Raw genomic sequence first — 26,992 nt, 5'->3', positions numbered from 1 at the left:
CCCCCGGGGGGCGCCCCCCCCCGGTGGGGGGCCCCCCCGACGGCCTGCGTGCGAGAACTACACCACGGCGGGCACGCGTTCTCCCGCCACCGGCGCGTCGTCGTGCCCGGCGGAGTGGCCGTCCGGCTCGAGGGACAGTTCGTCGAACGGGCTGCGGCCGGAGAGGACCTCGCGCGCCTGGTCGATGTCGAGTTCGTGCGTCCACTTGCCCACCAGCAGGGCGGCAACCGCGTTGCCGGTGAAGTTGGTGAGGGCGCGGCACTCGGACATGAACTTGTCGATGCCCACAATGACGCCCATGCCGTCCAGCAGGATCGGTTTATGTGCCTGGAGCCCGGCGGCCAGCGTGGCCAGCCCGGCGCCCGTGACCCCGGCCGCGCCCTTGGAGGCGATCACCATGAACACCAGCAGGCCGATCTGTTCGCCGAGGTTCATCGGGATGCCCATGGCGTTGGAGATGAACAGTGAGCTCATGGTCAGGTAGATGGCGGTGCCGTCAAGGTTGAAGGAGTAGCCGGTGGGAACGGTGATGCCCACCACGGGCCTGGACACGCCCACATGCTCCATCTTGGCGATCAGGCGCGGCAGGGCAGACTCGGAGGAGGAGGTGGCGAAGATCAGCAGGTATTCGCGGGCCAGGTAGCGCATCAGGGCGAAGATGTTCAGGCCGGTGACCACGCGCAGCAGCGAGCCGAGGATGACGACGATGAACAGGGCGCAGGTCAGGTAGAACGCACCCATGAGAATGGCCATGGAGCCGATGGCGGCCCAGCCGGTGGCGCCGACGACGGCGGCGATGGCGCCGAACGCGCCCACGGGGGCAACCCACATGATCATCATCATCAGCTTGAAGACGACCTTTTGGATGTTCTTCACGGCGTTGAGCACCGGCTCGCCGGACTTGCCCATGGACTGGAGGGCGAAGCCGACCAGCAGCGCCAGCACCAGGGTGGGCAGCACCGGGATGTCGCCCGGGATCATGTCCATCAGGAACTTCACGGTGCCGCTGTCCGCCGACGCCGCGGCAGTCTTGTACGGCTGCAGGTGCAGGCCGGAACCGGGGTGGACGATGTTGCCGACCACCAGTCCAATCGCGAGCGCCACGGTGGACATCACCATGAAGTACAGCAGCGCCAGCCCGCCCACCTTGCCGACGGTTGCCGCCTTGGCGATGGAGCCCACCCCCAGCACGATGGTGCAGAAGATGATGGGGGCGATGATCATTTTAATGAGGGCGATGAACATGGTGCCCAGCGGCTTGAGCGACTTGCCCAGGTCCGGGGCCATCAGGCCAATCGCGGCCCCAAGGACCACGGCCGCGATGACCGCGACGTATAGCCAGTGGGTCTTGTCCATTTTGCGCCGCGCCGGCTTTGCCATGGTGGCCGTCCCTCCTCGTTGAGAGCTCATTGTCACTCCTTGTGGTCCTTGTGATTAGCATTGGTGGATGTGGCGTGCGATCCGCCTCACATAAGATTGCCCGGCGGCGTGACTTATCTCACCGTTGCGTTCATATTGGTCGCACGAAAGGTACCTGGATGTTTTGGCGCGGCTGGAGTATCGCCACGAGGCTGTTCACTGCCAACCTGCTCTTTGTGCTGCTGTTGACCGCGGGCGTGGCCGCCGTGATGGTGAACGACGCCGGCTCCCGCACCTATGAGCAGACCCGCCAGCGCATGCTGTCCGTCGCCACGGCGCTGGCCGACTCCCCCATGGTGCTCTCGGCCGCCGGGTCCGCCAACCCCTCCGCCGTCCTGCAGCCCTACGCGCAGTCAGTCATGCGCGACGCCCGTGTGGACTTCATCACCATCATGGACCCGCGGGGCATCCGCTGGACCCACCCCAATCCGGCGGAAATCGGCAAGGCGTACGTGGGATCCATCGCCCAGGCGCAGGCCGGGCACACCTACTTTGAGACCACGGCGGGCACCCTGGGGCCCTCCGTCCGCGTCATAGTCCCCATCAAGGACCAGGCCGGGACGGTCGAGGGCATGGTGGCGGCCGGTGTGACGGTCAGCAACGTGCAGGTGCTCGTTGCCGCCCGGCTCCCGGACGTGCTGGGCCTGGCGGCGGCGCTCCTGGTGGCCGGATCCCTGGCGGCCTGGCTGCTGGGCCGGTATCTCAAGCGTGTCACTCTTGGCTGGGGCCCGGAACAGCTGGCCCAGCTGTTTGCCTACTACGAATCCGTGCTCCACTCCGTGCGCGAGGGCCTGGTGCTGGTGGACACCCGGGGCTCCATGGTCCTCTACAACGACCACGCCGCCCTCCTGCTGGGCATGGACGCCCCCGCCGGGGGCCCGGCGGGACAATCTGCGCACGGCCCCCGGCGGCGGGAGGCCCGCGGCCTGGCGTCCCCCGCCGCGCCACAACTGGACTCCCTCACCCTCCCCGACTCGCTCAGGGAGCTGCTGCGCAGCGGCCGCACCGCCACCGACGAGGTCCACCTCGCCGGCGACCGCCTGCTGGTGGTCAGCCAGCGGCCGGCCGTGGCGCCGGGAAACAACGCCCGGGCCGGCACGGTGGCCACCCTGCGGGACCACACCGAATTGACCACCCTGGCCGGCAGCCTCAGCAGCACCCAGACACTGGTGGAGGCGCTGAGGTCCCAAACGCACGAGCACGCCAACCGGCTCCACGCCATCATTTCCCTGATCGAGCTGGACCGGGCCCGGGAGGCGCTCGACTTTGCCACGGCCGACCTTTCCGACACCGTCCGGCTGGGCGGGGAGTTTGTGGGCACCCTGGACGAACCCTTTCTCGCCGCCCTGCTGGTGGGCAAGGCCGCGCAGGCGGATGAACGCGGTGTGCGGCTGGAACTGAGCGGTTCAGGCACGCTGCCGCCAGGCAGGCTGGACGCCCGCGAACTCGTGACCCTGCTGGGGAACCTGGTGGACAACGCCATAGACGCGGCGGCCGGACACGACGGCGACCCCACCGTCTGGGCGGACCTGCTGGTGGCCGACGGCGCCCTCACACTCACGGTGGCCGACAACGGTCCAGGCCTGCCCACCACGGACCTGGACGTGCTGGGCCGGATCGGAACCACGGAGAAGGCGTCCGGAGCCCCCGGCGGCAGGGGCTACGGAATAGCCTTGATCCGCCGCGCCACCGCCGCCCTGGGGGGCACCCTCACCGCCGAGAACGACGGCGGCGCCGTCATGACCGCCGTCGTGCCCCTCGCCACCGCCGTCCAGGATCCGGCATGAGTGGCCCCACGCCCATCAGGGTGCTGGTGGTGGACGACGAACCGATCGCCCTGGCGGCCCACGCCGACTACGTGCGGCGGCTGGACGGCTTTGAGGTGGCGGCGACCGCCGGTGGCATGGGTGCCGCCCTGGCCGTGCTCAACAATCCCGCCACCCCTTCCATCCAGCTGGTGCTGCTGGACATGAACCTGACCGACGGGCACGGCCTGGACCTGTTGCGGCGCATCCACGGACTCGGGCTGGTGCCGGACGTGGTGGCCATCACGGCCGTGCAGGAAATCCAGGTGGTGCGCTCGGCCATCGCGCTGGGCATCACGGCATACCTGATCAAGCCGTTCACCTTCGCCGCTTTCCGGGAGAAGCTGGAAAGCTACCGCGGCTACCACGACGCCCTGGCGGACCGCTCGCACACCAGCCAGGACGCGATCGACCGGGCCCTGTCGGCGCTGCGGCCCAGCGGGAAGCTGCGACTCCCGAAGGGCATGCTGCCCGAGACGCTCAGGGCGGTGGCCGACTGGCTTCGGGGGCAGGACGCGCCCGCCTCCGCCACGGAGGCGGCTGCGGGGCTGGCCATGTCCAGGGTCACGGCCCGGAGGTACCTGGACCACCTGGTGGAAACCGGCTCCGCGACGAAGGCCCCCCGGCACGGATCGCCGGGCCGCCCGGAACTCGAATACCGCTGGCACCGTCCAGATCCGAGATAACGACCGCTCCCAGGCGGCAAAGCGGGCGGCGTTTTCCCGGTCCCCGACGCAGTCTGTGGATAACTAAGGAAAGCGAAGTCAAATTCCAGCCAGACTGGTGCAATGACAAACCCCCAGCCCCTCCCCGCATGGTTGCGCGGACGATCGTTCACGGTGGGCGGGTCCGGTGCCTCCGGCATCAGCCGCCGCCGGACGACGGGCCCGGACCTGTACACGCCCAGTCGCGGCATCCGCGTGCCGTGGGGAATTCAGCCGTGGGGAATTCAGCCGTGGGGAATGCAACAGTGGGGAATGCAACAGCCACTCGCTGCCCGTGTCCGGCCGCTGCTCGAGCTTGCGCCGGGCGGAACCGCAAGCCACAGCGCGGCGGCGCTCGCTGCTAGGGGGATGCCGTTTCCGCCCTGGCTGGCCGGCAGTTTTGAAGTACACATTTCCAGGGATGCCGCCAGCTCCCCGCCGTGGCGGGCGGGCATTGAACGACATCACAGGGGATTCCGGCCGGGCGAGGCCGCCACGTTTCAGGGCATGGCCGTGACGTCGCCGCTGCGGACCTCGCGCTGCCGGAATGGAAAATAACCGTGGAAGACGACGGCGGACACCATCCGGAGGACAGGCAGCAGTCCATCGACGGCGCCCGCGACAGACTCACGATCCAATTGGGCTGGACGCACCCAAGAATTGCCAAGAGCATGCTCGACGCCGATGAGGGAAAGGCCGCCGTCGCGCCCGGCCGCAAGGCCTTGCGCGCCAGGGGTTGGCCGGGCCCGTTCCGGTGGGGGCGCGGTTGTTTCGAAGTTGAGCCGCGGGAGCTGTCGTCACCTCGAACGGCGCGCGCCGTCAGACGGCGGAGAAGGCCACCACGCAGTTCTGCCCGCCAAATCCGAAGGCGTTGGTCACGGCGTGGCGGACGGCCATCGCGCGGGCCTGGTTGGGCACGTAGTCGAGGTCGCACTCGGGGTCCGGATCGTTGTAGTTGATGGTCGGCGGCACGGCCGACTCGGCAATGGCCCGCACGCACACCAGCGCGCCGAGCGCGCCGGCGGCCCCGATCAGATGCCCGGCCATGGACTTGGGCGCCGTCACGGCGAGCGCGGCCGCGTGCGCGCCAAAGGCCTGGTGGATGGCAGCGGTTTCCGTCTTGTCGTTGGCCTTCGTCGAGGTGCCGTGGGCGCAGACAAGTTCGACGTCGGACGGGTCGAGGCGCGCCTTGCCCAGCGCCTTCGTGATTGCCTGGGCCGCGTAGGTGCCGGCGGGTTCGGGGGCCACGATGTGGAAGGCGTCGGCCGTCATGGCCCCGCCGGAGACTTCCGCGTAGGCGCGGGCGCCGCGCGCCCTGGCGTCGGAGAGCCGCTCCAGGATGAACACGACGGCGCCTTCGCCAAACACGAAGCCGTTGCGCCCGGCGTCGAACGGGCGGGAGGCCTCCTGCGGGCAGCCGTTGCTTGTGGACAACCCGCGCATGGCCGTGAGCCCGCCAAACATGACGGGGGTGATCGCGGCGTCGGCTCCCCCGGCCACCACCACGTCGGCGTCCCCGTCGAGCAGCAGTCGCCGGGCCTCGAGCAGGGCGTGCGTGCCGCTGGCGCAGGCGAGCGCGCTGGCGTTGACCCAGCCGTGCACGCCCAAGTCGATCGCCACCTCGCAGGCGGCCATGTTGGTCAGCGCGGAGGCCACAAAGCTGGGACTGACGTACCGTGCCCCGCGCTCGCCCAGCACGTGCACGGCCTCCTCGATCTCCGGGAAGCCGGACACCGCGCTGTTAAGGACGACGGCGGCCTCGGTGCCTTCCAGCGTGGGCCCCAGCCCCGCGTCGGCCAGGGCCTCGCGGGCGGCGGCGATGGCCAGCTGGGTGCAGCGCGAGGACCTGTTGAGCCGCTTGACGGGCAGCAGCCCGGCCGGGTCGAAGCCCTTGACCTCCGCTGCAATGGTGGTGCTGAACCCGGTGGCGTCAAAGGCGGTGATGGTTCCCACACCGCTGCGCCCGGCCAGCATCGCCTCCCACGTGGCCGGTGCCGTGTTGCCGAGCGGGGTGAGCGCGCCGATCCCCGTGATCACCACGCGCCCGGCGCCGTCCCTGCCGTTCACCGCTGCTCCCCGGGCTGCCGGAGGGAGTGGCCGCCGTTTCGCGCCGCCGGTTCCTCGAACAGGCCGGCAGCCGCGTCGCCCACGGCCCGTGCGGCCAGCTGGTAGTGGATTTTCTTGCCCGTGGCGGTCAGGGGCACGCTGTCCACAAAGGCGTAGGCGCGGGGCCGCTTGAAGTCGGACAGCTCCGGGCTGGCCAGGCAGTGCCTGTCCAGCCCGTCGGCCGTGGCCTGCGCACCGACGGCGCCGTCACGGCGGACCACGTAGGCCACCACCTTGCTGCCCCAGTGGTCGTCGGGCAGGCCCACCACCACGCTGTCGCCCACGCCCGGATGCGAGCCGAGCACCTCCTCCACCTGGACGGGGTGGATGTTTTCGCCGCCGGAGATGATCATGTCGTCCTTGCGCCCCACAATGGTCACGTATCCGTCGCCGTCCCAGGTGCCGAGGTCGCCGGAGTACAGCCAGTTGTCCACGAACCTTTCCTCGTTGGCCTCCGGCAGGTTGGCATAGCTGAAGCCGGACTTGGGGGTGCGCATGATGATCTCGCCCTGCTCGGCGTTGTCCCGGGCGGCCAGCTCGTGCGGCTCGGCCCGGCGGTCGGGGAACACCTTGACGAGCGCGACGTCGTCGTCGGTGCACGCCCTCCCCGCCGTGCCCGCGTGCTCCGGCAGGTCCTCGGGGCGCAGGAAGGTGTTCCAGAATGCCTCGGTGGTGCCGTAGCCATTGAAGATGCGGGGGGTGAGCAGGCTTTGGTACCGCAGCGCGGCCGCCTTGGTCAGCGGCGCCCCCATGGTGACAATGCCGCGCAGCCCGGAGAGGTCACGCGGGCTCCTTTCCTGTTCGTCGGCGAGCATGGCCAGCGACACCGGGGCCCCGATCAGGAACGTCAGCCCGTACCGGCCCACCCAGTCCAGCACGGTGGCGGGGTCGAAGGCGCGCAGCGGCACCACCGAGCCGCCCACGTAGAACAGGGGGTTCGGGCCGCCCGAATACAGCCCGCCGCGGTGGAACCAGGGCGTCATGTTCAGCGTCCTGTCCTGCGGGGTGAGCGGGAAGTGCATGATGACGTCGTGGGCGCTCATGACCTCCACGATCGACGGCAGCGACACCCCCTTGGGCCGGCCCGTCGTGCCGGAGGTGTACAGCCGCGTGGTTTCCGCATAAGTCGAGGCCCTCCCGGCCCGCCTTGGCGGGGCATCGGGGGCGGCGGCCACGACGTCGGCCAGGGAGCGCACGGTCTCCGGCAGCGCGGCGTCGCCCGCCTCCCCCACGGACAGCACGACGGCGGACGAGCCCGCCGCTTCCACGGCGGCGAGCGCCGCGTCCGCCACGGCGGCGTCAAAGATGAAGACGGAGGGTTCGCTGTCGCGCAGGATCAGTGCGGTTTCACCGGAGGACAGCCGATAGTTCAGCGGGATGCCGACGGCGCCGAGGCGCTGGGTGGCCAGGTAGAGCCGGGCAAATTCGACGCAGTTGAACAGCTGGTAGGCCACGTGGCCGCCCTCGCCCACGCCCAGGCCGGCGAGCGCGGCCGCCAGCCTGTCGACGTCGGCGTCCAGTTCGGCGTAGGTCCATTCGCGGCCCGCCGCCGGGTCCACCATGGCCACGTGCCGGCCGAACCGGCCCACGTTGCGGCGGAAGCCGGCGTCGTAGGTGAAGTCATGTTCGAAGTAGTCCTTGAAGCGGCTCGCGTCGTACACCATGGTTCGTCCCCTTCCCCGGGCCCGGCCGCAGCGGCGGGCAATGCCGTGGGGCCGCCCGCCCGCACCTCGCCGCGGGGGCCTTGGTATGCACCCTACTCTGGCCCGCCGGGGCGTCAAGGGGCAGCGGCTACCGCCCCGGGGCGAGGATCGGGACCAGCGCGTCGATGACGGCCGGGTCCTCGATGGTGGAGGGCACGGTGTAGGCGTCCCCGTCGGCAATCTGGCGCATGGTCTTGCGCAGGATCTTCCCCGAGCGGGTCTTGGGGAGCGCGTCAACGATGGTGGCGTTCTTGAAGTCGGCCACGGGCCCGATCTCCTTGCGGACCAGGGCGACGAGTTCCTTCTGCAAAACATCGGCCGCAATGGAGACCCCGCTCTTGAGCACCACGAAGCCCACGGCCTTTTGCCCCTTGAGGGCGTCCGCCACCCCTATCACGGCGCATTCGGCCACGGCCGGGTGCTTGCCCACCACCTGTTCAATGGCGCCGGTGGACAGTCGGTGGCCGGCCACGTTGATGACGTCGTCGGTGCGGCCCATGACGAACACGTAGCCGTCCTCGTCCACGTAGCCGGAGTCGCCGGTGGCGTAGCAGCCGTCAAAGGCGCTGAGGTAGGAGTCCACATAGCGCTGGTCGTCGCCCCACAGGGTGGTCAGCGTGCCCGGCGGCAGCGGCAGCCGCAGCACAATGTTGCCCTCCTGGCCGGCGGCCACGGGCTCCCCCAGGCCGTCCACGATGCGCAGGTCGTAGCCGGGCATGGGCAGCGTGGGCGAGCCCGCCTTGATGGGCAGCGGCTCAAGCCCGCGCGGGTTGCCCACGATCCCCCAGCCGGTCTCGGTCTGCCACCAGTGGTCCACCACGGGCACCCCGAGCACCCTGGAGGCCCAGTGGTAGGTGTCGGTGTCCAGGCGCTCCCCGGCGGTGAAGAGCGTTTGGAGGGTGCCGACGTCGTACTTCCCCATCAAGGCCGCCTCGGGGTCCATCTTGCGGATGGCGCGAAGGGCGGTGGGGGCGGTGAACAGGGCCTTCACCCGGTGTTGGAAAATGACACGCCAGAACGCGCCGGCATCGGGCGTGCCCACCGGCTTGCCCTCGTACATGACCGTCGTGGCACCGGCCAGCAGCGGCCCGTACACAATGTAGGAATGCCCCACCACCCAGCCCACGTCCGACGCCGTCCACCAAACGTCGCCGGCGTGGATGTCGTAGAGGTTCGCCATGGTCCACAGAAGTGCGACGGCGTGCCCCCCGTTGTCCCGGACCACCCCCTTGGGCGCCCCCGTGGTCCCGGAGGTGTACAGGATGTACAGCGGGTCGGTGGCCTTTACGGGGACGGGCGCCGCCGGCCGGGCCCCTGCCAGGGCGGCGTCCCAGTCCACATGGTTCCAGTCCAGGTCGCCCGGGTCCGTGGCAAAGCCGTCGCGGTGCTTGACGATGACGGGCAGCTCGGGTGCGCCCGCCGTGGCCAGGGCCTCGTGGACTGTGGGCAGGTATTCCACATGGCGGTTCGGTTCCAGGCCGCCCGAGGTGGTCACCACAACCTTCGGCGCGGCGTCCCGGATGCGCACGGCCAGCTCGTTGGCCGCAAATCCGCCGAACACCACCGAGTGGACGGCGCCGAGGCGGGCCGCGGCCAGCATGGCGATGGCTGCCTCCGGAATCATGGGGAGGTAGATGACCACGCGGTCCCCCCTGCCCACCCCCTGGGCGCGGAGCACTCCGGCGAAGGCGGCCACGGCGGCAGTCAGTTCACTGTAGGTGTAGGTGGTGGTGCCCCCGAGCATGGCGGAGTCGTGGATGAGCGCCGGCTGGTCCCCCCGGCCGGCCGCCACGTGCCTGTCCAGGGCGTTGAACGAGGTGTTGAGCTCGCCGTCCGGGAACCAACGGCTGATGGGGGCGTCCGCCCCGCTGTAGGCCTGCGTGGGCTCCACGTCCCAGGCCACGGCCCGTGCAGCGTCCAGCCAATACCCCTCCGGGTCCTCCAGGCTGCGCCGGTATTCGTCGGTGTACTTACGGCCGTTCCGGGACATGGCGTCCTCCATCCGCGTTGATGTGATGCCTGTCATGCTAGCGGGTCGCGGCGCACGGAGGCAAGCGTTTTGTATACATAATTCCTGTTTTGTCGGAACTTCTTGCGGATCGCTAGCCAATTTTCGCATCTATGTATACACTGAGGGGAGCCGGGGCAACAGCCTCCGGATCAGGGCGGCGGGCGGACGGAGCGGGTCATGCGGGCAGGCGAGAAGGCATATGCCACGCTGCGCGGCGACATCGTGGACTGGCGGCTGCCGCCGGGCACGGTCCTGGCCGAAGTGGAGCTGTCCGCACGTCTGGGCGTCTCACGCACTCCCGTCCGGGAAGCCCTCGCCAGGCTGACGGCCGAGGGCCTGGCCGAACCCCAGAGCGGCCGCGGCACCGTGGTCAGCGGCATCTCCCTGGACCACGTCGAGGAGCTTTTTGAACTGCGTTCGGCCCTGGAATGCCGCGCCGCGGAACTGGCCGCGCGGAACCGGGACCGGGAGGTGTTCCTCGAACTGCACCGCCAGCTCTGCGACGCCGGCCGCCTCCTCACCGACCAGGACCCCACGCGTCACAGCTACTACCGCCTGGCCGGCGAGCTGGACACCGCCATCGACGCCGCCGCCGGAAACCACTACCTGGCCCAGGCCCTGAAAAGCCTGCGCGTGCACCTGGTGCGCGTGCGCCGGCTCTCCAAGGACAACCCCTCCCGGCTGCGCGAGGCCGCCCGGGAACACGGCGACATTGCCCTCGCGATCGCCAACGGCAATGCCACGGTCGCCAGCGCCGCCACCACCGTCCACCTCGACAACAGCCTCCGCCACCTGCTCCAGGGCGGCGCAACACCCTGACGCCTGCACCACCTGTCCACCCCACCCTGCAAAGGAACCCCCATGGTTATCCAGCACAACGTCCGCGTCTACAAGAGCGAAGAAAACCTCCCCCGTGAGGACCAGCTCGCCTACAAGATCGCCAGGGTCGCCGCCGACCCCGTCGCCGTCACGGCCGAGGTGGCGGACATGGTCATCAACCGCATCATCGACAACGCCTCCGTCGCCATCGCGTCCCTGAACCGCGGGCCCATCGTCGCCGCCCGCGCCCAGGCGCTGGCCCACGCACCCTCCACGGGAGGCGCCGGCGCCTCCGTCTTCGGCATCACGGAGAAGGTCTCCCCCGAATGGGGAGCCTGGGCCAACGGCGTGGCCGTGCGCGAGCTCGACTACCACGACACCTTCCTGGCCGCGGAATACTCCCACCCCGGGGACAACATCCCGCCGATCCTCGCCGTCGCCCAGCACACCGGCGCCTCGGGCGCCCAGCTGCTGCGCGCCATCGCCACCGGCTACGAGATCCAGGTGGACCTGGTCAAGGCCATCTGCCTGCACAAGCACAAGATCGACCATGTGGCCCACCTCGGCCCGTCGGCCGCGGCCGGCATCGGCACCCTGCTCAACCTCGAGGTGGAGACCATCTTCCAGGCCGTGGGCCAGGGCCTGCACACCACCACGGCCACCCGCCAGTCCCGCAAGGGCGAGATCTCCACCTGGAAGGCGCACGCCCCCGCGTTTGCCGGCAAGATGGCCGTGGAGGCCGCCGACCGCGCCATGCGCGGGCAGACCTCCCCCGTGCCGATCTACGAGGGCGAGGACGGCGTCATCGCCTGGCTGCTGGACGGCCCCGACGCCGAATACACCGTGCCGCTGCCGGCCGAGGGTGAAGCCAAGCGCGCCATCCTGGACACGTACACCAAGGAGCACTCGGCCGAATACCAGGCCCAGGCGTGGATCGACCTTGCCCGCAAGCTCCACGGCGAACACCCGGAGGCCACCGACCCGGCCAACGTGAAGTCCGTGCTGATCAAGACCAGCCACCACACCCACTACGTGATCGGCTCCGGCGCCAACGACCCTCAGAAGTACGATCCCACCGCGTCGCGGGAAACCCTTGACCACTCCATCCCGTACATCTTCACCGTGGCCCTCCAGGACGGCTCCTGGCACCATGTGGACTCCTACTCCCCCGAGCGTGCCGGCCGCGCCGACACCGTGGAGCTGTGGCACAAGGTCACCACGGAGGAGGACGCCGAGTGGACGCGCCGCTACCACTCCCTGGACATCGCGGAGAAGGCCTTTGGCGGCACCGTGGAGATCACGCTCAACGACGGGACGGTCATCACCGACTCCATCGCCGTGGCCGACGCCCACCCCCTCGGTGCCCGGCCGTTCGCCCGCGCCCAGTACATCAACAAGTTCCGCACCCTGGCCGCCGGCCTCGTCGAGGAAGCTGAAATTGACCGCTTCATCGCGGCAGCGGAAAACCTCCCCAACCTTGCCGCAGGGGAACTGGACCAGCTCAACATCACCGCAGCACCCGGCGTCGTCGACCTCGCCGCCGCACCCAAGGGACTGTTCTAACATGCTGTACTCGAAGAAAACGGCCGAGGAGAAGCGCCGGGACCTGCGGGCCATGCTGGTCCCGGGCGCCGCGCGCCAGTTCCCCGGCGCGTTCAACCCGCTCTCGGCCCGGCTGATTGAGGAAAAGAAGTTCGACGGCGTCTACATCTCCGGCGCGGTCCTCGCCAACGACCTGGGCCTGCCCGACATCGGCATGACCACCCTGACCGAGGTGGCGGCCCGCGGCGGGCAGATCGCCCGCATGACGGACCTGCCGTGCCTCATCGACGCCGACACGGGCTTTGGCGAGCCGATGAACGTGGCCCGCACCATCCAGGAACTGGAAAACGCGGGCCTTGCCGGCTGCCATATCGAGGACCAGTTCAACCCCAAGCGCTGCGGCCACCTGGACGGGAAAAACATGGTGGACCTGGACACTGCGGTCAAGCGCATTGCCGCCGCCGCCGACGCCCGCCGCGATCCGAACTTCCTCATCATGGCCCGGACCGACATCCGTGCCGTGGAGGGCCTGGCCGTGGCCATCGACCGCGCCAAGGCGCTGGTGGACGCCGGGGCCGACGCCATCTTCCCGGAAGCCATGAAGGACGTCTCCGAGTTCGAGGCCGTGTGCAAGGCCGTCAACGTGCCGGTGCTGGCCAACATGACGGAATTTGGCAAGAGCGTCCTGTTCACCCGGGACGCCCTGGCGGGGGCCGGCGTGGCCATGATCATCTACCCGGTGACCCTGCTGCGCAGTGCCATGGGCGCAGCCGAACGGGTGCTGGATGCCATTTCCGCGGACGGCACGCAGGAAGCGGCCGTCCCGGACATGCTCACTCGCGCCCGGCTCTACGAACTGGTTGACTACGAGGCGTACAACCAATTCGACACGGGCATATTCAACTTCCAGGTTCCAGGGCTGGACATCACCACGAACAACGCTAACCTCTAGAAACAACGACTTCCGTAAAAAGGAGCACCACCGTGAGCGACGAAGACGTACACAAGGGCCTGGCCGGCGTCGTGGCCGACTACACCGCCATTTCCAAGGTGAACCCGGAGTCCAACTCCCTGTTGTACCGCGGCTATCCGGTGCAGGAACTGGCCGCCGGCAAGTCCTTTGAGGAAGTGGCCCTGCTGCTGTGGACCGGCGAACTGCCCACCGAGGAAGAGCTGACAGTGTTCGAGGCCTTTGAACGGGCCAACCGGGCGCTGGACGCCAGCGTGCGCGCCGCCATCGATCTGCTGCCGCTGGACTGCCACCCCATGGATGTGGGCCGCACGGCCGTTTCGGTCATGGGCGCCAACCATGCCCTGGCCGAGGACTCCTCGCGCGAGGCCGAGCTGGAGAAGGCAAAGTCGCTCTTTGCCCAGTTCCCGGCGGTTGTCGCCTACGACCAGCGCCGCCGCCGGGGTTTGGGCGCGGTGGAGCCGCGGGAGGACCTGGACTACGCGCACAACTTCCTGTGGATGACGTTTGGCGAGGAGGCCGCCCCCGAGGTGGTTGATGCCTTCCGCGTCTCCATGGTGCTCTACGCCGAGCACTCCTTCAACGCCTCCACGTTCACGGCGCGGGTGGTGACGTCCACGCTCTCGGACCTGCATTCGGCCGTCACCGCCGCCATCGGCGCCCTGAAGGGCCCACTGCACGGGGGCGCCAACGAGGCCGTCATGCACACCTTCGACGAAATCGGCATCCGCAAGGAGGAGACCCGCCAGGAGGCCGCGGCCCGGGCCAAGGCCTGGATGGAAAACGCCCTGGCCCAGAAGAAGAAGGTCATGGGCTTCGGGCACCGCGTGTACAAGAACGGCGATTCCCGCGTGCCCACCATGAAGGGCGCGCTGGACAAAATGATTGCCCACTTCGACCGGCCGGAGATACTGGGCCTCTACGACGGGCTGCAGCAGGCCATGGAGGAGGCCAAGGCGATCAAGCCGAACCTGGACTACCCCGCCGGGCCCACCTATCACCTGATGGGCTTCGACACCGACATGTTCACGCCCATCTTCATCGCCTCGCGCATCACCGGCTGGACCGCGCACATCATGGAACAGCGGGCCGCCAACGCGCTGATCCGCCCGCTGAGCGCCTACAACGGCGTGGACGAACGCCACCTGGGCGGCCCCGCCCGTTGACGTGTCGGGTCCACCACCATCGGCCCGTGATTGCAGGTAGTGTAATTGGGACTTAGCTCACACCGCGCACATTAGAAGGAGCACCGTGGAAAAATCGTCGCTGACCGCACTGGCCAGGGAACTGCTGGGAAACGCCAAGACAGGCACCAACGGGCGCAGCGCCCGGACCGTCTACGGCGGGCATGAGCGGGTCCTGCGCCAAACGGTGATCGCCTTGACCGCCGGCTCGATGCTGGACGAACACGACAACCCGGGCGAAGCCACGCTGCAGGTGCTCAGCGGCCGCCTGGTGCTTGCCTCGGGCGCGGTCTCCTGGGAGGGGTCCTCCGGGGACCACCTGGTGGTGCCCAACACGCGGCACTCCGTCAAGGCCCTGGAGGACTCAACTTTTCTGCTGACCGTCGCCAAGCCCTGACTCGACAGGCAACGGGGTGCGGGTGCTCGAGGCGACGGTCTCGTTGTCCGGGTTCATTTCGATGCGCCACCGGGCCCGCTCCCCCGCCAGGAATGCCGGCAGCCAGTGAATGGCATCCGCCCACATCTGTGCCTCCGGCAGCTGCGAGACCGGGTACCAGCGCGGGGCAATCTCGTCGCTCTCCCGGGCTTCGCCAACAAAGTTGCGGCAAAGGTAGACGGTGGTGGCCATGTCCCATCCGGGCTTGGCCGGAAACACAAAGTCCACCGTCCCGGCCGGGAGGAGGTCGGACTGGCGCACCGTGATGGAGGTTTCCTCCCGCACCTCCCGGCAGATGGCCCCGGCAGTGATTTCCCCGGGTTCCACGTGCCCGCCGATCCCCACCACCTTGCCGCTGCCAAAGCCTGTCTTTTTCAGCCCCAGCAAGACCTGCTCCGCACCATGGGAAGTGCGGAGCAGGAAGCACAGGGTTACCTCGGCGGCAGTCATGGTTCCAGCGTAAGCCGCGGACCCGGCGTCGTGCCCCAGGGCGCGGCACGCTTTTCGCGGATCCCCGTGAATGTGGCGTCGCCGTCTCCGGGGCCCGGGCCACGTGCTCCAACCGCCGGGGCGCGGTGTCGGTCGGTCCGATGCACCGGCATCTTTTCGCGCAACAACGGCGGCGGCTTCATCGACCTGCGCGTGGACCTGATCCAGGGAGGCATGGAAGCCTGCGGGGTAGGCGAGAATGCCATCTTCATGCCCGGGCGTGTGGAGCCGCTGTTCGGTGAATGGCTGGCCTTCTGCGGGTCCTCTGTCATGCCCGGCGGCGAACAGCGCCATCTCGATTCACACCCCTCCCACCAGCGGGCCTGCCTGCACGCCATCGACTACCTGGTCAAGTGTGGGTACACCCCGAGCAGGCCTACCTGCCGCTGGGCGCCGCGCCCATCGAAGGGCGCCGGCCCGGGACCTTCGAGACTTACCCCAGCGCCCTTGGGTGGGCGGCGGCATAGACTTCCCGAAGCGTCTCAGCCGTGACCAGGGTGTAGACCTGCGTCGTGGTCACGGAGGCGTGGCCCAGCAGTTCCTGGACCACGCGGACATCGGCGCCGCCCTCCAGCAGGTGGGTGGCGAAGGAGTGCCGCAGCGTGTGCGGGGAGACGTCCGCGGTGACGCCGGCGCGTTCGGTCGCAACTTTCAGGATGCTCCACACACTCTGGCGGCTGATCCGGCCGCCGCGGGTGTTCAGGAACAGCGCCGGGTTTCCCTTGCCCTTGGCGGCCAGGCTGCCGCGGCCGCGCACCAGGTAGGCCTCCAGTGCCCGCAGCGCGTAGGAGCCGATCGGCACCAGGCGCTCCTTGGAGCCCTTGCCGAACAGCCGCACGAGGGACGGGCCGTCCGACTCCGGGCCGGAGAGCACGAGGTCGTCCACGTCCAGACCCACCGCCTCGCTGATGCGGGCGCCCGTCGAGTAGAGGAATTCAAGCATCGCCGTGTTGCGCAGCCCCGCGGAGCCGCCCGAGCCGGCCGACTCAAGGATGGCGGTGACGTCGCCAACGCTGATGGCCTTGGGCAGGCGCCGCCCGGGCATCGGCGGATGCACGTCCGCGGCGGGGTCCGCATCCGTCAGCCCCTCCAGCGCCCAGAACTTGTGCAGCCCGCGCACGGCCACAACGGTGCGCGCGGCGGAACGCAGGCCCAGCGCGGAACCGCCGTCGCCGCCGTCGGCCAGCGCCTGGGCAAAAGCCGTCACGTGGTGCCGGGTGATCTCACCGGGGGCCGTCACGGGCAGGCCGGCCAGAAAGTGTTCGTAGCGCAGCAGGTCGCGGCGGTAGGCCTGCAGCGTGTTGGCGGCCAGGCCGCGCTCCACGCCTACGTGCTGGAGATAGTCCCCGATGGCCCGGCCCAACTCGGTGGCGCCGACGGCGGGGCCGGGCGCGGCCGCGGGCCTGCCGGCAACTGCCGCGCCGCTCATCGGCCGCGTTGGCTGGGGTGCGCCGGCCAAGGGGCGCGGGCGTCCCGCAGCGCGGCAAAGCCGTCCCGGGCCGCCGACTGGGCCGCCAGGATGCCGACCACCGCCGACGGGTTGTGGATGCGCCCCTCCAGGACCGCCGCGGCAGCGTCGTCCAGGTCCACCCAGCGGAACTGGATCTCGGCTTCCTCGTCCGTGCGCACGTGCCGCTCGGCCTCGGGAATCCAGGAGATGGTGCGGGCCAGGTAGATCCGGATGGCCTCGCTGGAGGAGCCCGGCGAATTGAAGAAATCGGCCAGCACATGCCAGTCCGCCGCTTCCAGGTCAGCTTCCTCGGCCAGCTCGCGGGCGGCGCCCGCCACAAAGTCCTCGCCCTCCACGTCCAGCAGCCCGGCCGGAATCTCCCACAGGTCCATCTGGACGGGGTGCCGGTACTGGCGCAGCAGCAGCACCTGGCTCTTGTCATTGAGCACGACGACGGCCACCGCGCCCGGGTGCGCGATATAGTCGCGGGTCAGCGGTTCCGTCCCGGGCGCCAGGCTGAAGGTGTCCGACACCACGTCCCAGATCCTCCCCTGGTACACAGTCGAGCTGGACTGGAGTGCGCGGAGGCTGGGCATGTCCGCCACGGGCTGTGCGTCAACAGCGGAAGGCTGCGTGTCCGCCGTCGACGGCGTGCCGGGTGAGGTCATGGCCGTGCTATACCTCCAGGAGGCGCGTGGCGTTTTGGCGCTCCAGCGCGGCGGCGACCAGGCCGGAAAAGAGCGGGTGCGGGCGGGTGGGCCGCGAGCTCAGTTCCGGGTGGGCCTGGGTGGAGACGTAGTACGGGTGCACCTCGCGGGGCAGCTCCACGAATTCCACCAGCTTGCCATCCGGCGACGTGCCGGAAAACACCAGGCCGGCGGCGGCAATCTGGTCCCGGTACTTGTTGTTGACCTCGTAGCGGTGGCGGTGGCGTTCGGCGACGTCCGTCCGGCCGTAGGTTTCGGCGACGACGGAGCCTTCGGTGAGTACGGCCGGGTACAGGCCCAGGCGCATGGTGCCGCCGAGGTCGCCCTTGCCGTCCACGATGTCCAGCTGCTCTTCCATGGTGGCGATGACGGGGTACTTCGGGTTCACGTCAAATTCGGAGGAGGAGGCGCCTTCCAGGCCCACCACGTCGCGGGCGTATTCAATGACCATGCACTGCAGGCCGAGGCACAGGCCCAGGGTGGGGACCTGGTTTTCGCGGGCGTATTTCAGCGCGCCCAGCTTGCCTTCCAGTCCGCGGATGCCGAAGCCGCCCGGCACGCAAATGCCGTCCACGTCGGCGAGGGCCTTGAGGGCGCCGGCCTCCGTGGCGCATTCGTCGGAGGGGACCCAGCGGATCTTGACCTGGGTGCTGTTGGCGAAGCCGCCGGCACGCAGCGCCTCCGTCACGGAAAGGTAGGCGTCGGGCAGGTCGATGTACTTGCCGACCAGGGCAATTTCAATGTGGTGCGAGGGGTTGTGGACGGCCTCAAGCAGGGCGTCCCACTTGGTCCAGTCCACGTCCTTGAACGGCAGGTCGAGGGCGCGGACGATGTAGGAGTCCAGGCCCTGGGAGTGCAGGGTCTTGGGGATGTCGTAGATGCTGGGGGCGTCGGGGCAGCCGATCACGGCTTCAACATCCACGTCGCAGGCGCGGCCGATCTTGGCGTGCATGGCCTCGGGCAGGACCCGGTCGGAGCGCAGGATGATGGCGTCCGGCTGGATGCCCAGGGAGCGCAGGGCGGCCACGGAGTGCTGCGTGGGCTTGGTCTTCAGTTCCTGCGACGGGCCGATGTACGGCACCAGGGAGACGTGGGCGAAGAATACGTTGTTGCGGCCAATGTCCTGGCGCACCTGGCGTGCGGACTCGAGGAACGGCTGGGACTCGATGTCCCCCACGGTGCCGCCGATTTCGGTGATGATGACGTCCGGGGCGTGCGGGCCCTCGGCGGGCAGGCGCATGCGGCGCTTGATCTCATCGGTGATGTGCGGGATGACCTGGACGGTGTCGCCGAGGTATTCGCCGCGGCGTTCCTTGGCGATGACCGTGGAGTACACCTGGCCCGTGGTGACGTTGGCGGAGCCTTCGAGGTTCTCGTCGAGGAAGCGCTCGTAGTGGCCGATGTCGAGGTCTGTTTCGGCGCCGTCGTCCGTGACGAAGACCTCGCCGTGCTGAAAGGGATTCATAGTGCCCGGATCCACGTTAAGGTAGGGATCGAGCTTTTGCATTGTGACCGACAGGCCGCGTGCGCGGAGCAGGTGGCCGAGGCTGGAAGCCGTCAACCCCTTGCCGAGCGAAGACGCGACACCGCCGGTGACGAAGATGTGTTTGGTCGTCTTGGACTGACCACTGAACCGGGAATTTGATCGTTGCACCACGGAATTCGAGCCTATCATCTTGTGAGCCAATATTGGTCCGCCACGTCCCGCCACGCAGATGGCCGCCGGGAGGTGGCGCATCCGTCCTACGGCGTTGTCGCCCTCGCATCTTCCAGCAGTTCCCTGGCGTGGGCCTGCGCTGTCGCCGAATCCTCCTGTCCTGCCAGCATCCGGGCCAGCTCCCGCACCCGCTCCCCGTCGTCCAGGAGGCGCACGTTGCTGGTGGTGATGCCCGTGGAGTTGTTGCCCACAGAGCTCTTGGTGACAAGGATATGTTGGTCCGCGAACGCCGCAACCTGCGGCAGGTGGGTGACCACCAGGACCTGCACGTGCCGGGCCAGCATGGCGAGCCTGCGCCCGATTTCGACGGCGGCCTTGCCCCCCACGCCCGAGTCCACCTCGTCAAACACGAAGGTGGGGACGGGGTCGACGGCGGCCAGCACGACTTCCAGCGCCAGCATCACCCGGGAGAGCTCGCCGCCCGAGGCCCCCTTGCCCAGCGGCCGCGGCGAGGCGCCGGCGTGCGGCTGGAGCAGGAACGTGATGTCGTCGGCGCCGTGGATGCCGCGCTCGGCCGGCGCCAGTTCAATGACCAGCCTGGCGTCCGGCATGGCCAGCGCCTTGAGTTCCGCGCTAACTTTCCTGGACAGGGAGTCCGCCGCGGCCCGGCGCAGGGTGGTGACGTTGGCGGCAAGGGTCTCGAGTTCGGCCAGGGACGCCGCCACCGCGGCCTCCAGGGTTTCAATCCGGCCGGAGTCGTCGGTGAGCTCGTCCAGGCGCGCCCGGGCGTGGTCCGCCCAGTCCAGGACCTCGGTGATCGTGGGCGCGTACTTGCGCACCAGGACGGCCAGTTCGCCGCGGCGGTCCTCCACCTCGGCCAGCCGACCGGGCCCTTCGGAATCCAGCGACGTGGCGTAGCCGGCAAGGTCCCGGGCAATGTCCGCCAGGAGGTAGCCCACCTCGGACACGCGCTTGCCGAGCTCGGCCAGTTCGCTGTCGGCGTCGGCAACGGTGTCCAGCAGCCGCTTGGCCGTGTCGACAAGGGTCACGGCATCCGCGCCGTCGCCGTAGTCCTCGGCCAGCAGGGCCTCGTGTGCCCCCAGGGACGCCCGGCGCAGCTCCTCGACGTTGCCCAGCTTGACGGCCTCGGCCTTCAGGAGTTCGTCCTCGGCCTCCCGGGGCGCCACGGAGTCGATCTCCGCCAGGGCGGTCGCCAGCGATTCGGCCTCGCGAAGCCGTTCCCGGCTGGAACTGCGCAGCAGTTCCAGCTCCGCCTGCGACGCCCGCCAGCGTTCAAAGACCTCCACATACGTGGCCATCGCGGCGGGGAATTTCCTTTCGGCTTCCGCGGCGAACTTGTCCAGTGCCTCGCGCTGCGGCCCGGCGCCCTTGAGCCGGATCTGGTCCGACTGGCCGTGCACGGCCACCAGGGTCTCCCCCAGCTCGGCCAGCACGCCGATGGGGGCGCTGCGCCCGCCCACGTGGGCCCTGCTCCGCCCGTCGGCACTCACGGTGCGGGCCAGGATCAGCCCGGCCCCGCCGTCGAACTCGTCAATGTCCGCCCCGGCCTCCTGGGCCCGGGCCAGGGCCGCATGGCCGGCGGGGAGGGTCAGTGTTGCCTCCGCGGAGGCGCTCCTCGCGCCGTTGCGCACCGCCCCGGCGTCGGCCCGGTTTCCCAGCAGAAGCCCGACGGCGGTCACCACCATGGTCTTACCGGCGCCGGTTTCGCCGCTGACCACGCTCAGGCCGGGGCCCAGCGGCAGCGTGGCCTCGGAGATGACCCCGAGGTCGCGGATACGTATTTCCTCAATCATGGAGCGGCCAGGCCCCCTCAATCGTGTTGGGCTGATTGTTGTGCACGCCCGGATCCCCCGTGGCCGCGCCGTGGGTGACGGTCAGGTCCGGCACGGTGGGCAGAGTCCCGGCGTGGGGCGCGTCCGGCTGGGTCTTGGGCTTGGGTGTGCGGATGACGGGCAGCGGCGTGGTGGGCGGCGCGGCTTCCTGGCCGGACGGGCCACGCCAGCCTTGGACGGGCAGCTCGAACTTGCGCACCAGGCGTTCGGAGAACGGCGACTGCTGGGTGCGGGCAAGCTTCACGGGCTGGTTGGACCGGGTGACCTCGATGCGCGCGCCGGGCAGCAGGTCCACGGTGCGGCGGCCGTCGCACCAGATCACGCCGTGGGCGCCGTTGCGGGTGAGCACTTCCACGGCCAGCGTGGACGTCGGGGCCACAACGAGGGGCTTGGCGAAGAGTGCGTGGGCGCTGATGGGCACCATGAGCAGGGCCTCGACCTCGGGCCAGACCACGGGCCCGCCGGCGGAGAAGGCGTACGCGGTGGAGCCCGTGGGCGTGGCCATGACCACGCCGTCGCAGCCAAAGGAGCTCAGCGGGCGGCCGTCCACCTCGGTGACGACTTCGATCATGCGTTCGCGGTTGCCCTTTTCCAGGGCCACCTCGTTCAGCGCCCACGTGTGGGTGACCACCCTGCCCTTGACCCGGACCTTCACGTCCAGGGTCATGCGCTCCTCCACTGAGTACTCGCGCCGCACCACCCAGTCGACGGTCTGGATCAGGTCCGCCCGCTCGCTTTCGGCGAGGAACCCCACGTGGCCAAGGTTGACGCCCAGCAGCGGGAGGTCGTGGTCGCGCACCAGTTCCGCCGCCCGCAGGATGGTCCCGTCGCCGCCGAGGACCATGACGAGTTCAATGTCCGCCAGGGTGACGTCGCGGTCCAGGATTTCCATGCTGACATCGGAGACGCCAAGGTAGCCGGTCATGTCCGCCAGCTCGTCCGCGTACATGACGGGCACAATGTTGTTGGCGTGGAGATGCACGCACGCCTCAAGGGCGGCAATCATCGATTCCTCGCGCCCGGTGTGGGCCAGAATCAACACGCGGCGCGTCATGTGCTTGGGCTTCCTCAAGGTAGGCGTCAGGGCCAGAGCTGTGCCAGCAATTTCTCCACGGCACGGCCCTGTTCTTCGATCTTATGTGCCCCCGCCGACACTTCGCGGCTTGCCCACAGAAAATACTCCACATTTCCGTCCTGCCCTGGCAGGGTGCTGGTCCCCAACCCGCGCAGCGCCAGCCCGTTGGCCACGGCGGCCCGGGCCACCTGCGCCACAGCCCGGCGCCGTTCGTTGTCGCTGCTGACGACGCCGGTCCTCGCCAGCCGCTCCCGGCCCACCTCGAACTGCGGCTTGACCATGAGAAGCAGGTCCCCGCCCGGGCGCGTCGCCAGCGCCAGCGGCGCCATGACCATGGTGAGGGAAATGAAGGAAAGGTCGCATACTGTCAGGTCGGCGGGTCCGCCGATCTCAGCGGCGTCCATGTAGCGGATGTTGACGCCTTCGTGGACGTCCACGCGGGGATCGCCGCGCAGTTCCTGGACGAGCTGGCCGTGGCCCACGTCGACGGCGGCCACCCGGGCCGCGCCGTTGCGCAGCAGGACGTCGGTGAAGCCACCGGTGGAGGCGCCGGCGTCGAAGCAGCGCTTGCCTGCGACGGTGACCTGCGGAAAGCAGGCCAGGGCGCCGGCCAGCTTGTGGCCGGCGCGGGAGACGTAGTCGGGACCGCCGTCGCCGGCGAGTTCGATGGAGGCTTCAGCGGTGACGGCCAAGGAGGCCTTGGCGGCGGTGAGCCCGTTGACGCTGACCTGCCCCGCCCTGATCAGGGCGGCCGCCCGGGTGCGCGAGCGCGCCAGCCGGCGGTTTACCAGTTCCTGGTCAAGGCGGGTCATCCGGCTCCGTTCGCCGGTCCGCCGGCCATGTCTGCTGCCGGATCGGCGTCGAGTTCACGCTGCAGCGCCTCCATGAGCGATGTGAAAAGCAAGTTGTGCCCGCCGGTGGGCAGTGCGGAGGCGCCTGCGGCGCGGGCCACAATCGCGTCCACTGCGGGGTCACCCGTTGGTTGTTCGTCCACTAGTCCGGATCTTTCCACACCAGTTGCGGATCCGTCAGAGTGTCCGATTCCGGCACGGCTGCCCACCAGGCGGCGCAGGCGGCGCGCCAGGCGTTGACGTCGTTTTCGTTTCCGGTGACGGTCAGCACGCCGTCATGGACGGCCGCGGCAGCGGCACCACAGGTGACGCGTCCGGCGTCGTGCACCACCTCGGGATACGGCTGGTACAGCTCCTTGAGGGTTTCAATGATGAAGCGAGGGCGTTCGGCGGACTTGGCCGTAAGCGCAGATTCCGCGGAGTCGACGCCCGTGAGCACCAGGGCGGTGGCCATGCCGGCGTTGTTGCCGCCCAGGATGTCGGTGTCGAGGCGGTCCCCGACCACCAGCGGGCTGCCGGCGCCAAAGCGCTTGGCCGCCGTGTGGAACAGGGGCGCCTCCGGCTTCCCGGCCACCAGCGGGTCATGGCCGACGGCGGCACGCACGGCCGCCACCAGCGCCCCATTGCCGGGTGCGATCCCCCTGGGCTGCGGGATGGTGGTGTCCGTGTTGGTGGCGATCCAGGCGGCGCCGGCGTTGATGGCGTAGGCGGCCTCGGCGAGGGCCTCCCAGCCGAGCGTGGGTTCAAATCCCTGGATAACGACGTCCGGGGTGTCCTTGGCGCTGCGCACCGACGTCATGCCCACCAGCTCGATTTCGCGGACGAGCGCCGCACTGCCCACCACCAGGACCTTGCTGCCCTTCGGGAACTTTTCAGCGAGCAGGGCGGCGCCGGCCTGGGCGGAGCTGACCACCTGGTCGTCGTCCGCGGGGGCACCGAGTTCGCGCAGGTGCGCGGCAACGTGGGCCGGCGTGCGTGACGCGTTGTTGGTCACATAGCCCAGCTTCACGCCTGCGCCGGCCAGCCCCACCAGTGCGTCGATGGCGCCGGGGATCGCGTGGGGCCCGGCGTACACCACGCCGTCCAGGTCGGCAAGGACGGCGTCAAAGCCGGTCAGCAAGGTTTCCGCAGGCAAGGCCCTAGTCCTCCAGCGGTCCGGACTCGCCGTCCCGGGGGCCGTGCTCGTCTTCGCGGGGATCAAGCTCGTCGGGCTCCCCGCCCGGTCCGTCCACGTCGTCCTCGGCGCTATCGAGGTCCGATTCGGGGTCATCTGACTCAAAGTAGTCGGACTCGGCGTCGTCGACCTCGGGCTCATCGTGTTCGTTGGCCGGTGCGTTGTCCCCGGCGGAATCCGGTGCGGTGACGGGTTCCATGACGTCGGAGACGCGGACGCGCGGCGCGTCCAAGGGGTTGTCCTCGTCGCCGCCCAGGTCCACGATGATCGAGTCTGTGCTGTCGTCAAGCCCCAGTGCTTCCTCGGCCACCACGGCCTGGTGCTCCCATTTCTTGGCCTCGACCTTTCGGTCGGCTGCACGGAGCACCATGGCATAGGCGCGGAAGAGGCGGGGGCTGTAGGAATAGGCGCGGTTCATGTCCAGCTGCGGGATTTCCAGCACGGACAATGCCGCATCGAGCTCGCCGAGGTCGCCGCGGGCGCCGGACTCCACGATGGCGAGCTCCACCTTGCCGGCGGTGTCCAGTGTTTCAGCTTCCTCGGACTTGATGAGGTCCAGGGCCTTGTCCGGGCGTCCCAGCCCGCGTTCGCAGTCGGCCATGAGGGGCAGGTGGACGTTCGAGCCGCTGATGCGGCGGTAGGTGCGCAGTTCCCGCAGGGCTTCTGCGTAGTTGCCTGCGGCGTAGGCCGTCATGGCGACTGCTTCACGAACGCAGGCGAGCCGGCCGCCGCGGCGGCTTGCAGCCAGCGCGTGCTCGAAGGCCAGCTCCGGCTCGAAGTCGATCAGCCTGCCGGCCATCACCAGGTGCTTGGACACCCATTCATTGTTGCGGGAGTCCAGGATGCGCAGTTGCGCCCGGGTCACCTTGTCGAGCTCTTCGCCGGTGACGTCCTGGTCGATCTCTGGCGAGCGTCCCCGGTCGGCCCTGTTGGAGCTGCGCAGATCGGCTGCATTGTGGGCCGGCGGCGTGCGGGTGCCTGCGTCTTCACGGTCGTGGTGGGGACGGCTGTTGTGTGGCCGGTCTCCGTCTGAGCGGGTCGGGCGGTCGTCCCGGTTTCCAAAGGGCTTGCGGTCGTCGCGGCGGCCGTTGACCATGGGACGATCGGCTCCACGGTTGTCCCGGTTGCCGTAGGGACGGTCCCCGCCCGAGCGTGCCGGGCGGTCACCGAAGCCCCCACCGCCGCGGTTGTCACGGTCGCCGTAGGGACGTCCGCCCTGGGCGCCACGGTTGTCACGGTCGCCGTAGGGACGTCCGCCCGAGCGTGCCGGACGGTCACCAGAGCCCCCACCGCTGCGGTTGTCACGGTCGCCGTAGGGACGTCCGCCCTGGGCGCCACGGTTGTCACGGTCGCCGTAGGGACGTCCGCCCGAGCGTGCCGGACGGTCACCAAAACCGCCACCGCTGCGGTTGTCACGGTCGCCAAACGGACGTCCGCCCTGGGCGCCACGGTTGTCACGGTCGCCATAGGGACGGTCCCCGCCCGAGCGTGCCGGGCGGTCACCAAAGCCCCCACCGCTGCGGTTGTCACGGTCGCCAAACGGACGTCCGCCCTGGGCGCCGCGGTTGTCACGGTCGCCATAGGGACGGTCCCCGCCCGAGCGTGCCGGGCGGTCACCAAAGCCCCCACCACTGCGGTTGTCACGGTCGCCAAACGGACGTCCGCCCTGGGCGCCGCGGTTGTCACGGTCGCCATAGGGACGTCCGCCCTGGGCGCCGCGGTTGTCACGGTCGCCATAGGGACGTCCGCCCTGGGCGCCGCGGTTGTCACGGTCGCCATAGGGACGTGCGGAACGTTCCCCGCCCTGGGCGCCACGGTTGTCACGGTCGCCAAACGGACGTCCACCCTGGGCGCCACGGTTGTCACGGTCGCCATAGGGACGTGCGGAACGTTCCCCGCCCTGGGCGCCACGGTTGTCACGGTCGCCAAACGGACGTCCACCCTGGGCGCCACGGTTGTCACGGTCGCCATAGGGGCGTGCGGAACGTTCCCCGCCCTGGGCGCCACGGTTGTCACGGTCGCCGTAGGGACGGTCCCCGCCCGAGCGTGCCGGACGGTCACCAAAGCCCCCACCACTGCGGTTGTCACGGTCTGTGTAGGGACGATCGCCTTGTCCGCCGCGGTCATCACGGCCGCTGTAGGGCTTGCGTTCCTTGCGGTCCCCCGCAGGAGGACGACTGCCGTAGGGACGCTCGCCGGAGCCATCGCGGTTTTGGCCACCGTTGAATCCACCGCCGCTGCGTCCTTGTGAATTTCCGTCGCGGTTGCCACCGTGTTGCTCAGCCATGCCGACTCCTAAACCTGTGAGCGCACTAACTGGCACAGTAACAGCCGCTCTTCACTATTGATCTCATACTGCCAAAATCTTGGGCCCGACGGGCCACACTACAGTCTAGTCGAGGCTCGGCGCCCCACCCATGAATCTCGCGTATCTGGCTAAGATGAGTGGCCAATCACAGTACTTGTTGTACTCCTCCCACCCCAGCCCGCCAGCTGCCCACCCGTCCTGGACGAGTGTCACCCGAGTGCCTTCTTCAGCGGTGTCAAACGACACCGTGACAGTGGTCGGCGCCAGCGGGTCTCCGGCAAGTTGCCAGTCAAGGACCAAATCCGACGGCGGCATCCACTCTCGCACGTCGGCCCACAGCTGCTGCCGGCCATCCGGCGCCTCCTCGAACAGCCTCCGAGCCTCAAAGCCGACGTGTGATCCTGCGCCGAAGCCGCTGTGGCCTTCCATGGGCCACCAGAGGTGGATGCCGTCGGTGAACCCGTCAAACGCAAATTCAGGCTGAGCCGGGACCACAACCGCGGCCGACCGAGCACCCGGGCCTTCCTCCTGTACGGGCTCGGCGTGTGGCTTGGGAGCGTGCGAAAAAATACCGTCCATCCCTCCACACTACCCAAGCCGCGGAACCCGTTGCCCATGTTCGACGCGGGCCGCCTGGGTTCGCTGGTTGGTGAGCCTCGTGCCGATGGCCGGTCTCGTGTGGGCGCGTCCGGGCTGGTTCCGCGCCCGCGGGGGGCCAGGCCTGCGGGT

Annotated in this window: 22 protein-coding genes and 1 pseudogene; 8 read left to right on the top strand and 15 right to left on the bottom strand. The window is 69.3% G+C overall.

Annotated elements, in window-relative coordinates:
- Nucleotides 1-57 precede the first annotated feature (57 nt).
- Nucleotides 58-1,410 (bottom strand): cation:dicarboxylate symporter family transporter, encoded by a 1,353-nt coding sequence (locus G6034_RS18570; protein WP_176636585.1) that lies wholly within the window; start codon nucleotides 1,408-1,410, stop codon nucleotides 58-60.
- A gap of 128 nt (nucleotides 1,411-1,538) precedes the next feature.
- On the opposite strand from G6034_RS18570, the gene G6034_RS18565 reads away from it, so the two are divergent.
- Together G6034_RS18565 and G6034_RS18560 are read left to right on the top strand one after the other, a co-directional pair.
- Nucleotides 1,539-3,206 (top strand): sensor histidine kinase, encoded by a 1,668-nt coding sequence (locus G6034_RS18565; RefSeq protein ID WP_176636584.1) that lies wholly within the window; start codon nucleotides 1,539-1,541, stop codon nucleotides 3,204-3,206.
- Nucleotides 3,203-3,910, top strand: coding sequence for a response regulator (locus G6034_RS18560; protein ID WP_176636583.1), 708 nt, complete (start codon nucleotides 3,203-3,205; stop codon nucleotides 3,908-3,910). The genes G6034_RS18565 and G6034_RS18560 overlap by 4 nt, the downstream gene beginning before the upstream one ends.
- A gap of 837 nt (nucleotides 3,911-4,747) precedes the next feature.
- On the opposite strand, the gene G6034_RS18550 is transcribed toward G6034_RS18560, so the two are convergent.
- The 3 genes from G6034_RS18550 to G6034_RS18540 all read right to left on the bottom strand — a co-directional run bounded on the left by G6034_RS18550 (nucleotide 4,748) and on the right by G6034_RS18540 (nucleotide 9,727).
- Nucleotides 4,748-5,995: a beta-ketoacyl-[acyl-carrier-protein] synthase family protein gene (locus tag G6034_RS18550; protein WP_218064067.1), complete on the bottom strand. Its 1,248-nt coding sequence runs from the start codon at nucleotides 5,993-5,995 to the stop codon at nucleotides 4,748-4,750.
- Nucleotides 5,992-7,698 (bottom strand): class I adenylate-forming enzyme family protein, encoded by a 1,707-nt coding sequence (locus tag G6034_RS18545; RefSeq protein WP_176636581.1) that lies wholly within the window; start codon nucleotides 7,696-7,698, stop codon nucleotides 5,992-5,994. The genes G6034_RS18550 and G6034_RS18545 overlap by 4 nt, the downstream gene beginning before the upstream one ends.
- 127 nt (nucleotides 7,699-7,825) lie before the next feature.
- Nucleotides 7,826-9,727: an AMP-binding protein gene (locus G6034_RS18540; RefSeq protein WP_176636580.1), complete on the bottom strand. Its 1,902-nt coding sequence runs from the start codon at nucleotides 9,725-9,727 to the stop codon at nucleotides 7,826-7,828.
- Between the two features lie 198 nt (nucleotides 9,728-9,925).
- On the opposite strand from G6034_RS18540, the gene G6034_RS18535 reads away from it, so the two are divergent.
- The 5 genes from G6034_RS18535 to G6034_RS18515 all read left to right on the top strand — a co-directional run bounded on the left by G6034_RS18535 (nucleotide 9,926) and on the right by G6034_RS18515 (nucleotide 14,660).
- Entirely contained in the window at nucleotides 9,926-10,567 is a 642-nt protein-coding gene (locus tag G6034_RS18535; RefSeq protein WP_176636579.1) for a GntR family transcriptional regulator, read from the top strand.
- 42 nt (nucleotides 10,568-10,609) lie between these two features.
- A complete protein-coding gene (locus G6034_RS18530) occupies nucleotides 10,610-12,130 on the top strand; it encodes an MmgE/PrpD family protein (RefSeq protein WP_176636578.1) in 1,521 nt (506 codons plus the stop codon).
- 1 nt (nucleotide 12,131) lies between these two features.
- Nucleotides 12,132-13,061: a methylisocitrate lyase gene (gene prpB, locus G6034_RS18525; RefSeq protein WP_176636577.1), complete on the top strand. Its 930-nt coding sequence runs from the start codon at nucleotides 12,132-12,134 to the stop codon at nucleotides 13,059-13,061.
- A gap of 32 nt (nucleotides 13,062-13,093) precedes the next feature.
- Complete coding sequence (locus G6034_RS18520) at nucleotides 13,094-14,245, top strand: bifunctional 2-methylcitrate synthase/citrate synthase (protein WP_176636576.1); 1,152 nt, start codon at nucleotides 13,094-13,096, stop codon at nucleotides 14,243-14,245.
- A gap of 85 nt (nucleotides 14,246-14,330) precedes the next feature.
- Entirely contained in the window at nucleotides 14,331-14,660 is a 330-nt protein-coding gene (locus tag G6034_RS18515; protein WP_176636575.1) for a cupin domain-containing protein, read from the top strand.
- On the opposite strand, the gene G6034_RS18510 is transcribed toward G6034_RS18515, so the two are convergent.
- Nucleotides 14,628-15,149 (bottom strand): 8-oxo-dGTP diphosphatase, encoded by a 522-nt coding sequence (locus tag G6034_RS18510; protein ID WP_176636574.1) that lies wholly within the window; start codon nucleotides 15,147-15,149, stop codon nucleotides 14,628-14,630. The genes G6034_RS18515 and G6034_RS18510 overlap by 33 nt on opposite strands.
- A 171-nt stretch (nucleotides 15,150-15,320) precedes the next feature.
- Here G6034_RS18510 and G6034_RS18505 point away from each other — a divergent pair.
- A pseudogene (locus G6034_RS18505) lies at nucleotides 15,321-15,619 on the top strand (acetamidase/formamidase family protein); the annotation flags it as partial.
- Between the two features lie 2 nt (nucleotides 15,620-15,621).
- Here G6034_RS18505 and G6034_RS18500 read toward each other — a convergent pair.
- The 10 genes from G6034_RS18500 to G6034_RS18460 all read right to left on the bottom strand — a co-directional run bounded on the left by G6034_RS18500 (nucleotide 15,622) and on the right by G6034_RS18460 (nucleotide 26,842).
- On the bottom strand, nucleotides 15,622-16,617 hold the full coding sequence (locus G6034_RS18500; RefSeq protein WP_176636573.1) for a site-specific tyrosine recombinase XerD: 996 nt from the start codon (nucleotides 16,615-16,617) through the stop codon (nucleotides 15,622-15,624).
- On the bottom strand, nucleotides 16,614-17,234 hold the full coding sequence (locus tag G6034_RS18495) for an NUDIX domain-containing protein (RefSeq protein WP_176636587.1): 621 nt from the start codon (nucleotides 17,232-17,234) through the stop codon (nucleotides 16,614-16,616). Before G6034_RS18495 ends, G6034_RS18500 begins: the two co-directional genes overlap by 4 nt.
- 79 nt (nucleotides 17,235-17,313) lie before the next feature.
- Entirely contained in the window at nucleotides 17,314-19,020 is a 1,707-nt protein-coding gene (gene pyrG, locus G6034_RS18490; RefSeq protein ID WP_176636572.1) for a CTP synthase, read from the bottom strand.
- A 68-nt stretch (nucleotides 19,021-19,088) separates the two neighbouring features.
- On the bottom strand, nucleotides 19,089-20,816 hold the full coding sequence (gene recN, locus G6034_RS18485; protein ID WP_176636571.1) for a DNA repair protein RecN: 1,728 nt from the start codon (nucleotides 20,814-20,816) through the stop codon (nucleotides 19,089-19,091).
- Complete coding sequence (locus G6034_RS18480; protein WP_176636570.1) at nucleotides 20,809-21,909, bottom strand: NAD kinase; 1,101 nt, start codon at nucleotides 21,907-21,909, stop codon at nucleotides 20,809-20,811. The genes recN and G6034_RS18480 overlap by 8 nt, the downstream gene beginning before the upstream one ends.
- A gap of 26 nt (nucleotides 21,910-21,935) precedes the next feature.
- Nucleotides 21,936-22,742, bottom strand: a complete 807-nt coding sequence (locus G6034_RS18475; RefSeq protein ID WP_176636569.1) for a TlyA family RNA methyltransferase — start codon at nucleotides 22,740-22,742, stop codon at nucleotides 21,936-21,938.
- Entirely contained in the window at nucleotides 22,739-22,924 is a 186-nt protein-coding gene (locus G6034_RS18470; protein WP_176636568.1) for a hypothetical protein, read from the bottom strand. Before G6034_RS18470 ends, G6034_RS18475 begins: the two co-directional genes overlap by 4 nt.
- Nucleotides 22,924-23,916 carry an HAD-IIA family hydrolase gene (locus G6034_RS18465; protein WP_246296323.1) on the bottom strand — a complete coding sequence of 331 codons (993 nt, stop codon included), beginning with the start codon at nucleotides 23,914-23,916 and terminating at the stop codon, nucleotides 22,924-22,926. The genes G6034_RS18470 and G6034_RS18465 overlap by 1 nt, the downstream gene beginning before the upstream one ends.
- Nucleotides 23,917-23,920: 4 nt before the next feature.
- Nucleotides 23,921-25,051 (bottom strand): tetratricopeptide repeat protein, encoded by a 1,131-nt coding sequence (locus G6034_RS20005; RefSeq protein ID WP_246296321.1) that lies wholly within the window; start codon nucleotides 25,049-25,051, stop codon nucleotides 23,921-23,923.
- 1,296 nt (nucleotides 25,052-26,347) lie between these two features.
- On the bottom strand, nucleotides 26,348-26,842 hold the full coding sequence (locus G6034_RS18460) for an SRPBCC domain-containing protein (protein WP_176636567.1): 495 nt from the start codon (nucleotides 26,840-26,842) through the stop codon (nucleotides 26,348-26,350).
- Nucleotides 26,843-26,992: the final 150 nt, after the last annotated feature.

The organism is Arthrobacter wenxiniae (assembly GCF_013376105.1).
Lineage (GTDB): Bacteria > Actinomycetota > Actinomycetes > Actinomycetales > Micrococcaceae > Specibacter > Specibacter wenxiniae.
This window is presented reverse-complemented; position numbering and strand designations above follow the sequence as displayed.

Coding starts and splice junctions, on each gene's coding strand:
- G6034_RS18570 (WP_176636585.1), bottom strand. CDS start 1,410: ATGAGCTCTCAACGAGGAGGGACGGCCACCATGGCAAAGCCGGCGCGG.
- G6034_RS18565 (WP_176636584.1), top strand. CDS start 1,539: ATGTTTTGGCGCGGCTGGAGTATCGCCACGAGGCTGTTCACTGCCAAC.
- G6034_RS18560 (WP_176636583.1), top strand. CDS start 3,203: ATGAGTGGCCCCACGCCCATCAGGGTGCTGGTGGTGGACGACGAACCG.
- G6034_RS18545 (WP_176636581.1), bottom strand. CDS start 7,698: ATGGTGTACGACGCGAGCCGCTTCAAGGACTACTTCGAACATGACTTC.
- G6034_RS18540 (WP_176636580.1), bottom strand. CDS start 9,727: ATGTCCCGGAACGGCCGTAAGTACACCGACGAATACCGGCGCAGCCTG.
- G6034_RS18535 (WP_176636579.1), top strand. CDS start 9,926: ATGCGGGCAGGCGAGAAGGCATATGCCACGCTGCGCGGCGACATCGTG.
- G6034_RS18530 (WP_176636578.1), top strand. CDS start 10,610: ATGGTTATCCAGCACAACGTCCGCGTCTACAAGAGCGAAGAAAACCTC.
- prpB (WP_176636577.1), top strand. CDS start 12,132: ATGCTGTACTCGAAGAAAACGGCCGAGGAGAAGCGCCGGGACCTGCGG.
- G6034_RS18510 (WP_176636574.1), bottom strand. CDS start 15,149: ATGACTGCCGCCGAGGTAACCCTGTGCTTCCTGCTCCGCACTTCCCAT.
- G6034_RS18500 (WP_176636573.1), bottom strand. CDS start 16,617: ATGAGCGGCGCGGCAGTTGCCGGCAGGCCCGCGGCCGCGCCCGGCCCC.
- G6034_RS18495 (WP_176636587.1), bottom strand. CDS start 17,234: ATGCCCAGCCTCCGCGCACTCCAGTCCAGCTCGACTGTGTACCAGGGG.
- pyrG (WP_176636572.1), bottom strand. CDS start 19,020: ATGATAGGCTCGAATTCCGTGGTGCAACGATCAAATTCCCGGTTCAGT.
- recN (WP_176636571.1), bottom strand. CDS start 20,816: ATGATTGAGGAAATACGTATCCGCGACCTCGGGGTCATCTCCGAGGCC.
- G6034_RS18480 (WP_176636570.1), bottom strand. CDS start 21,909: ATGACGCGCCGCGTGTTGATTCTGGCCCACACCGGGCGCGAGGAATCG.
- G6034_RS18475 (WP_176636569.1), bottom strand. CDS start 22,742: ATGACCCGCCTTGACCAGGAACTGGTAAACCGCCGGCTGGCGCGCTCG.
- G6034_RS20005 (WP_246296321.1), bottom strand. CDS start 25,051: ATGGTCAACGGCCGCCGCGACGACCGCAAGCCCTTTGGAAACCGGGAC.
- G6034_RS18460 (WP_176636567.1), bottom strand. CDS start 26,842: ATGGACGGTATTTTTTCGCACGCTCCCAAGCCACACGCCGAGCCCGTA.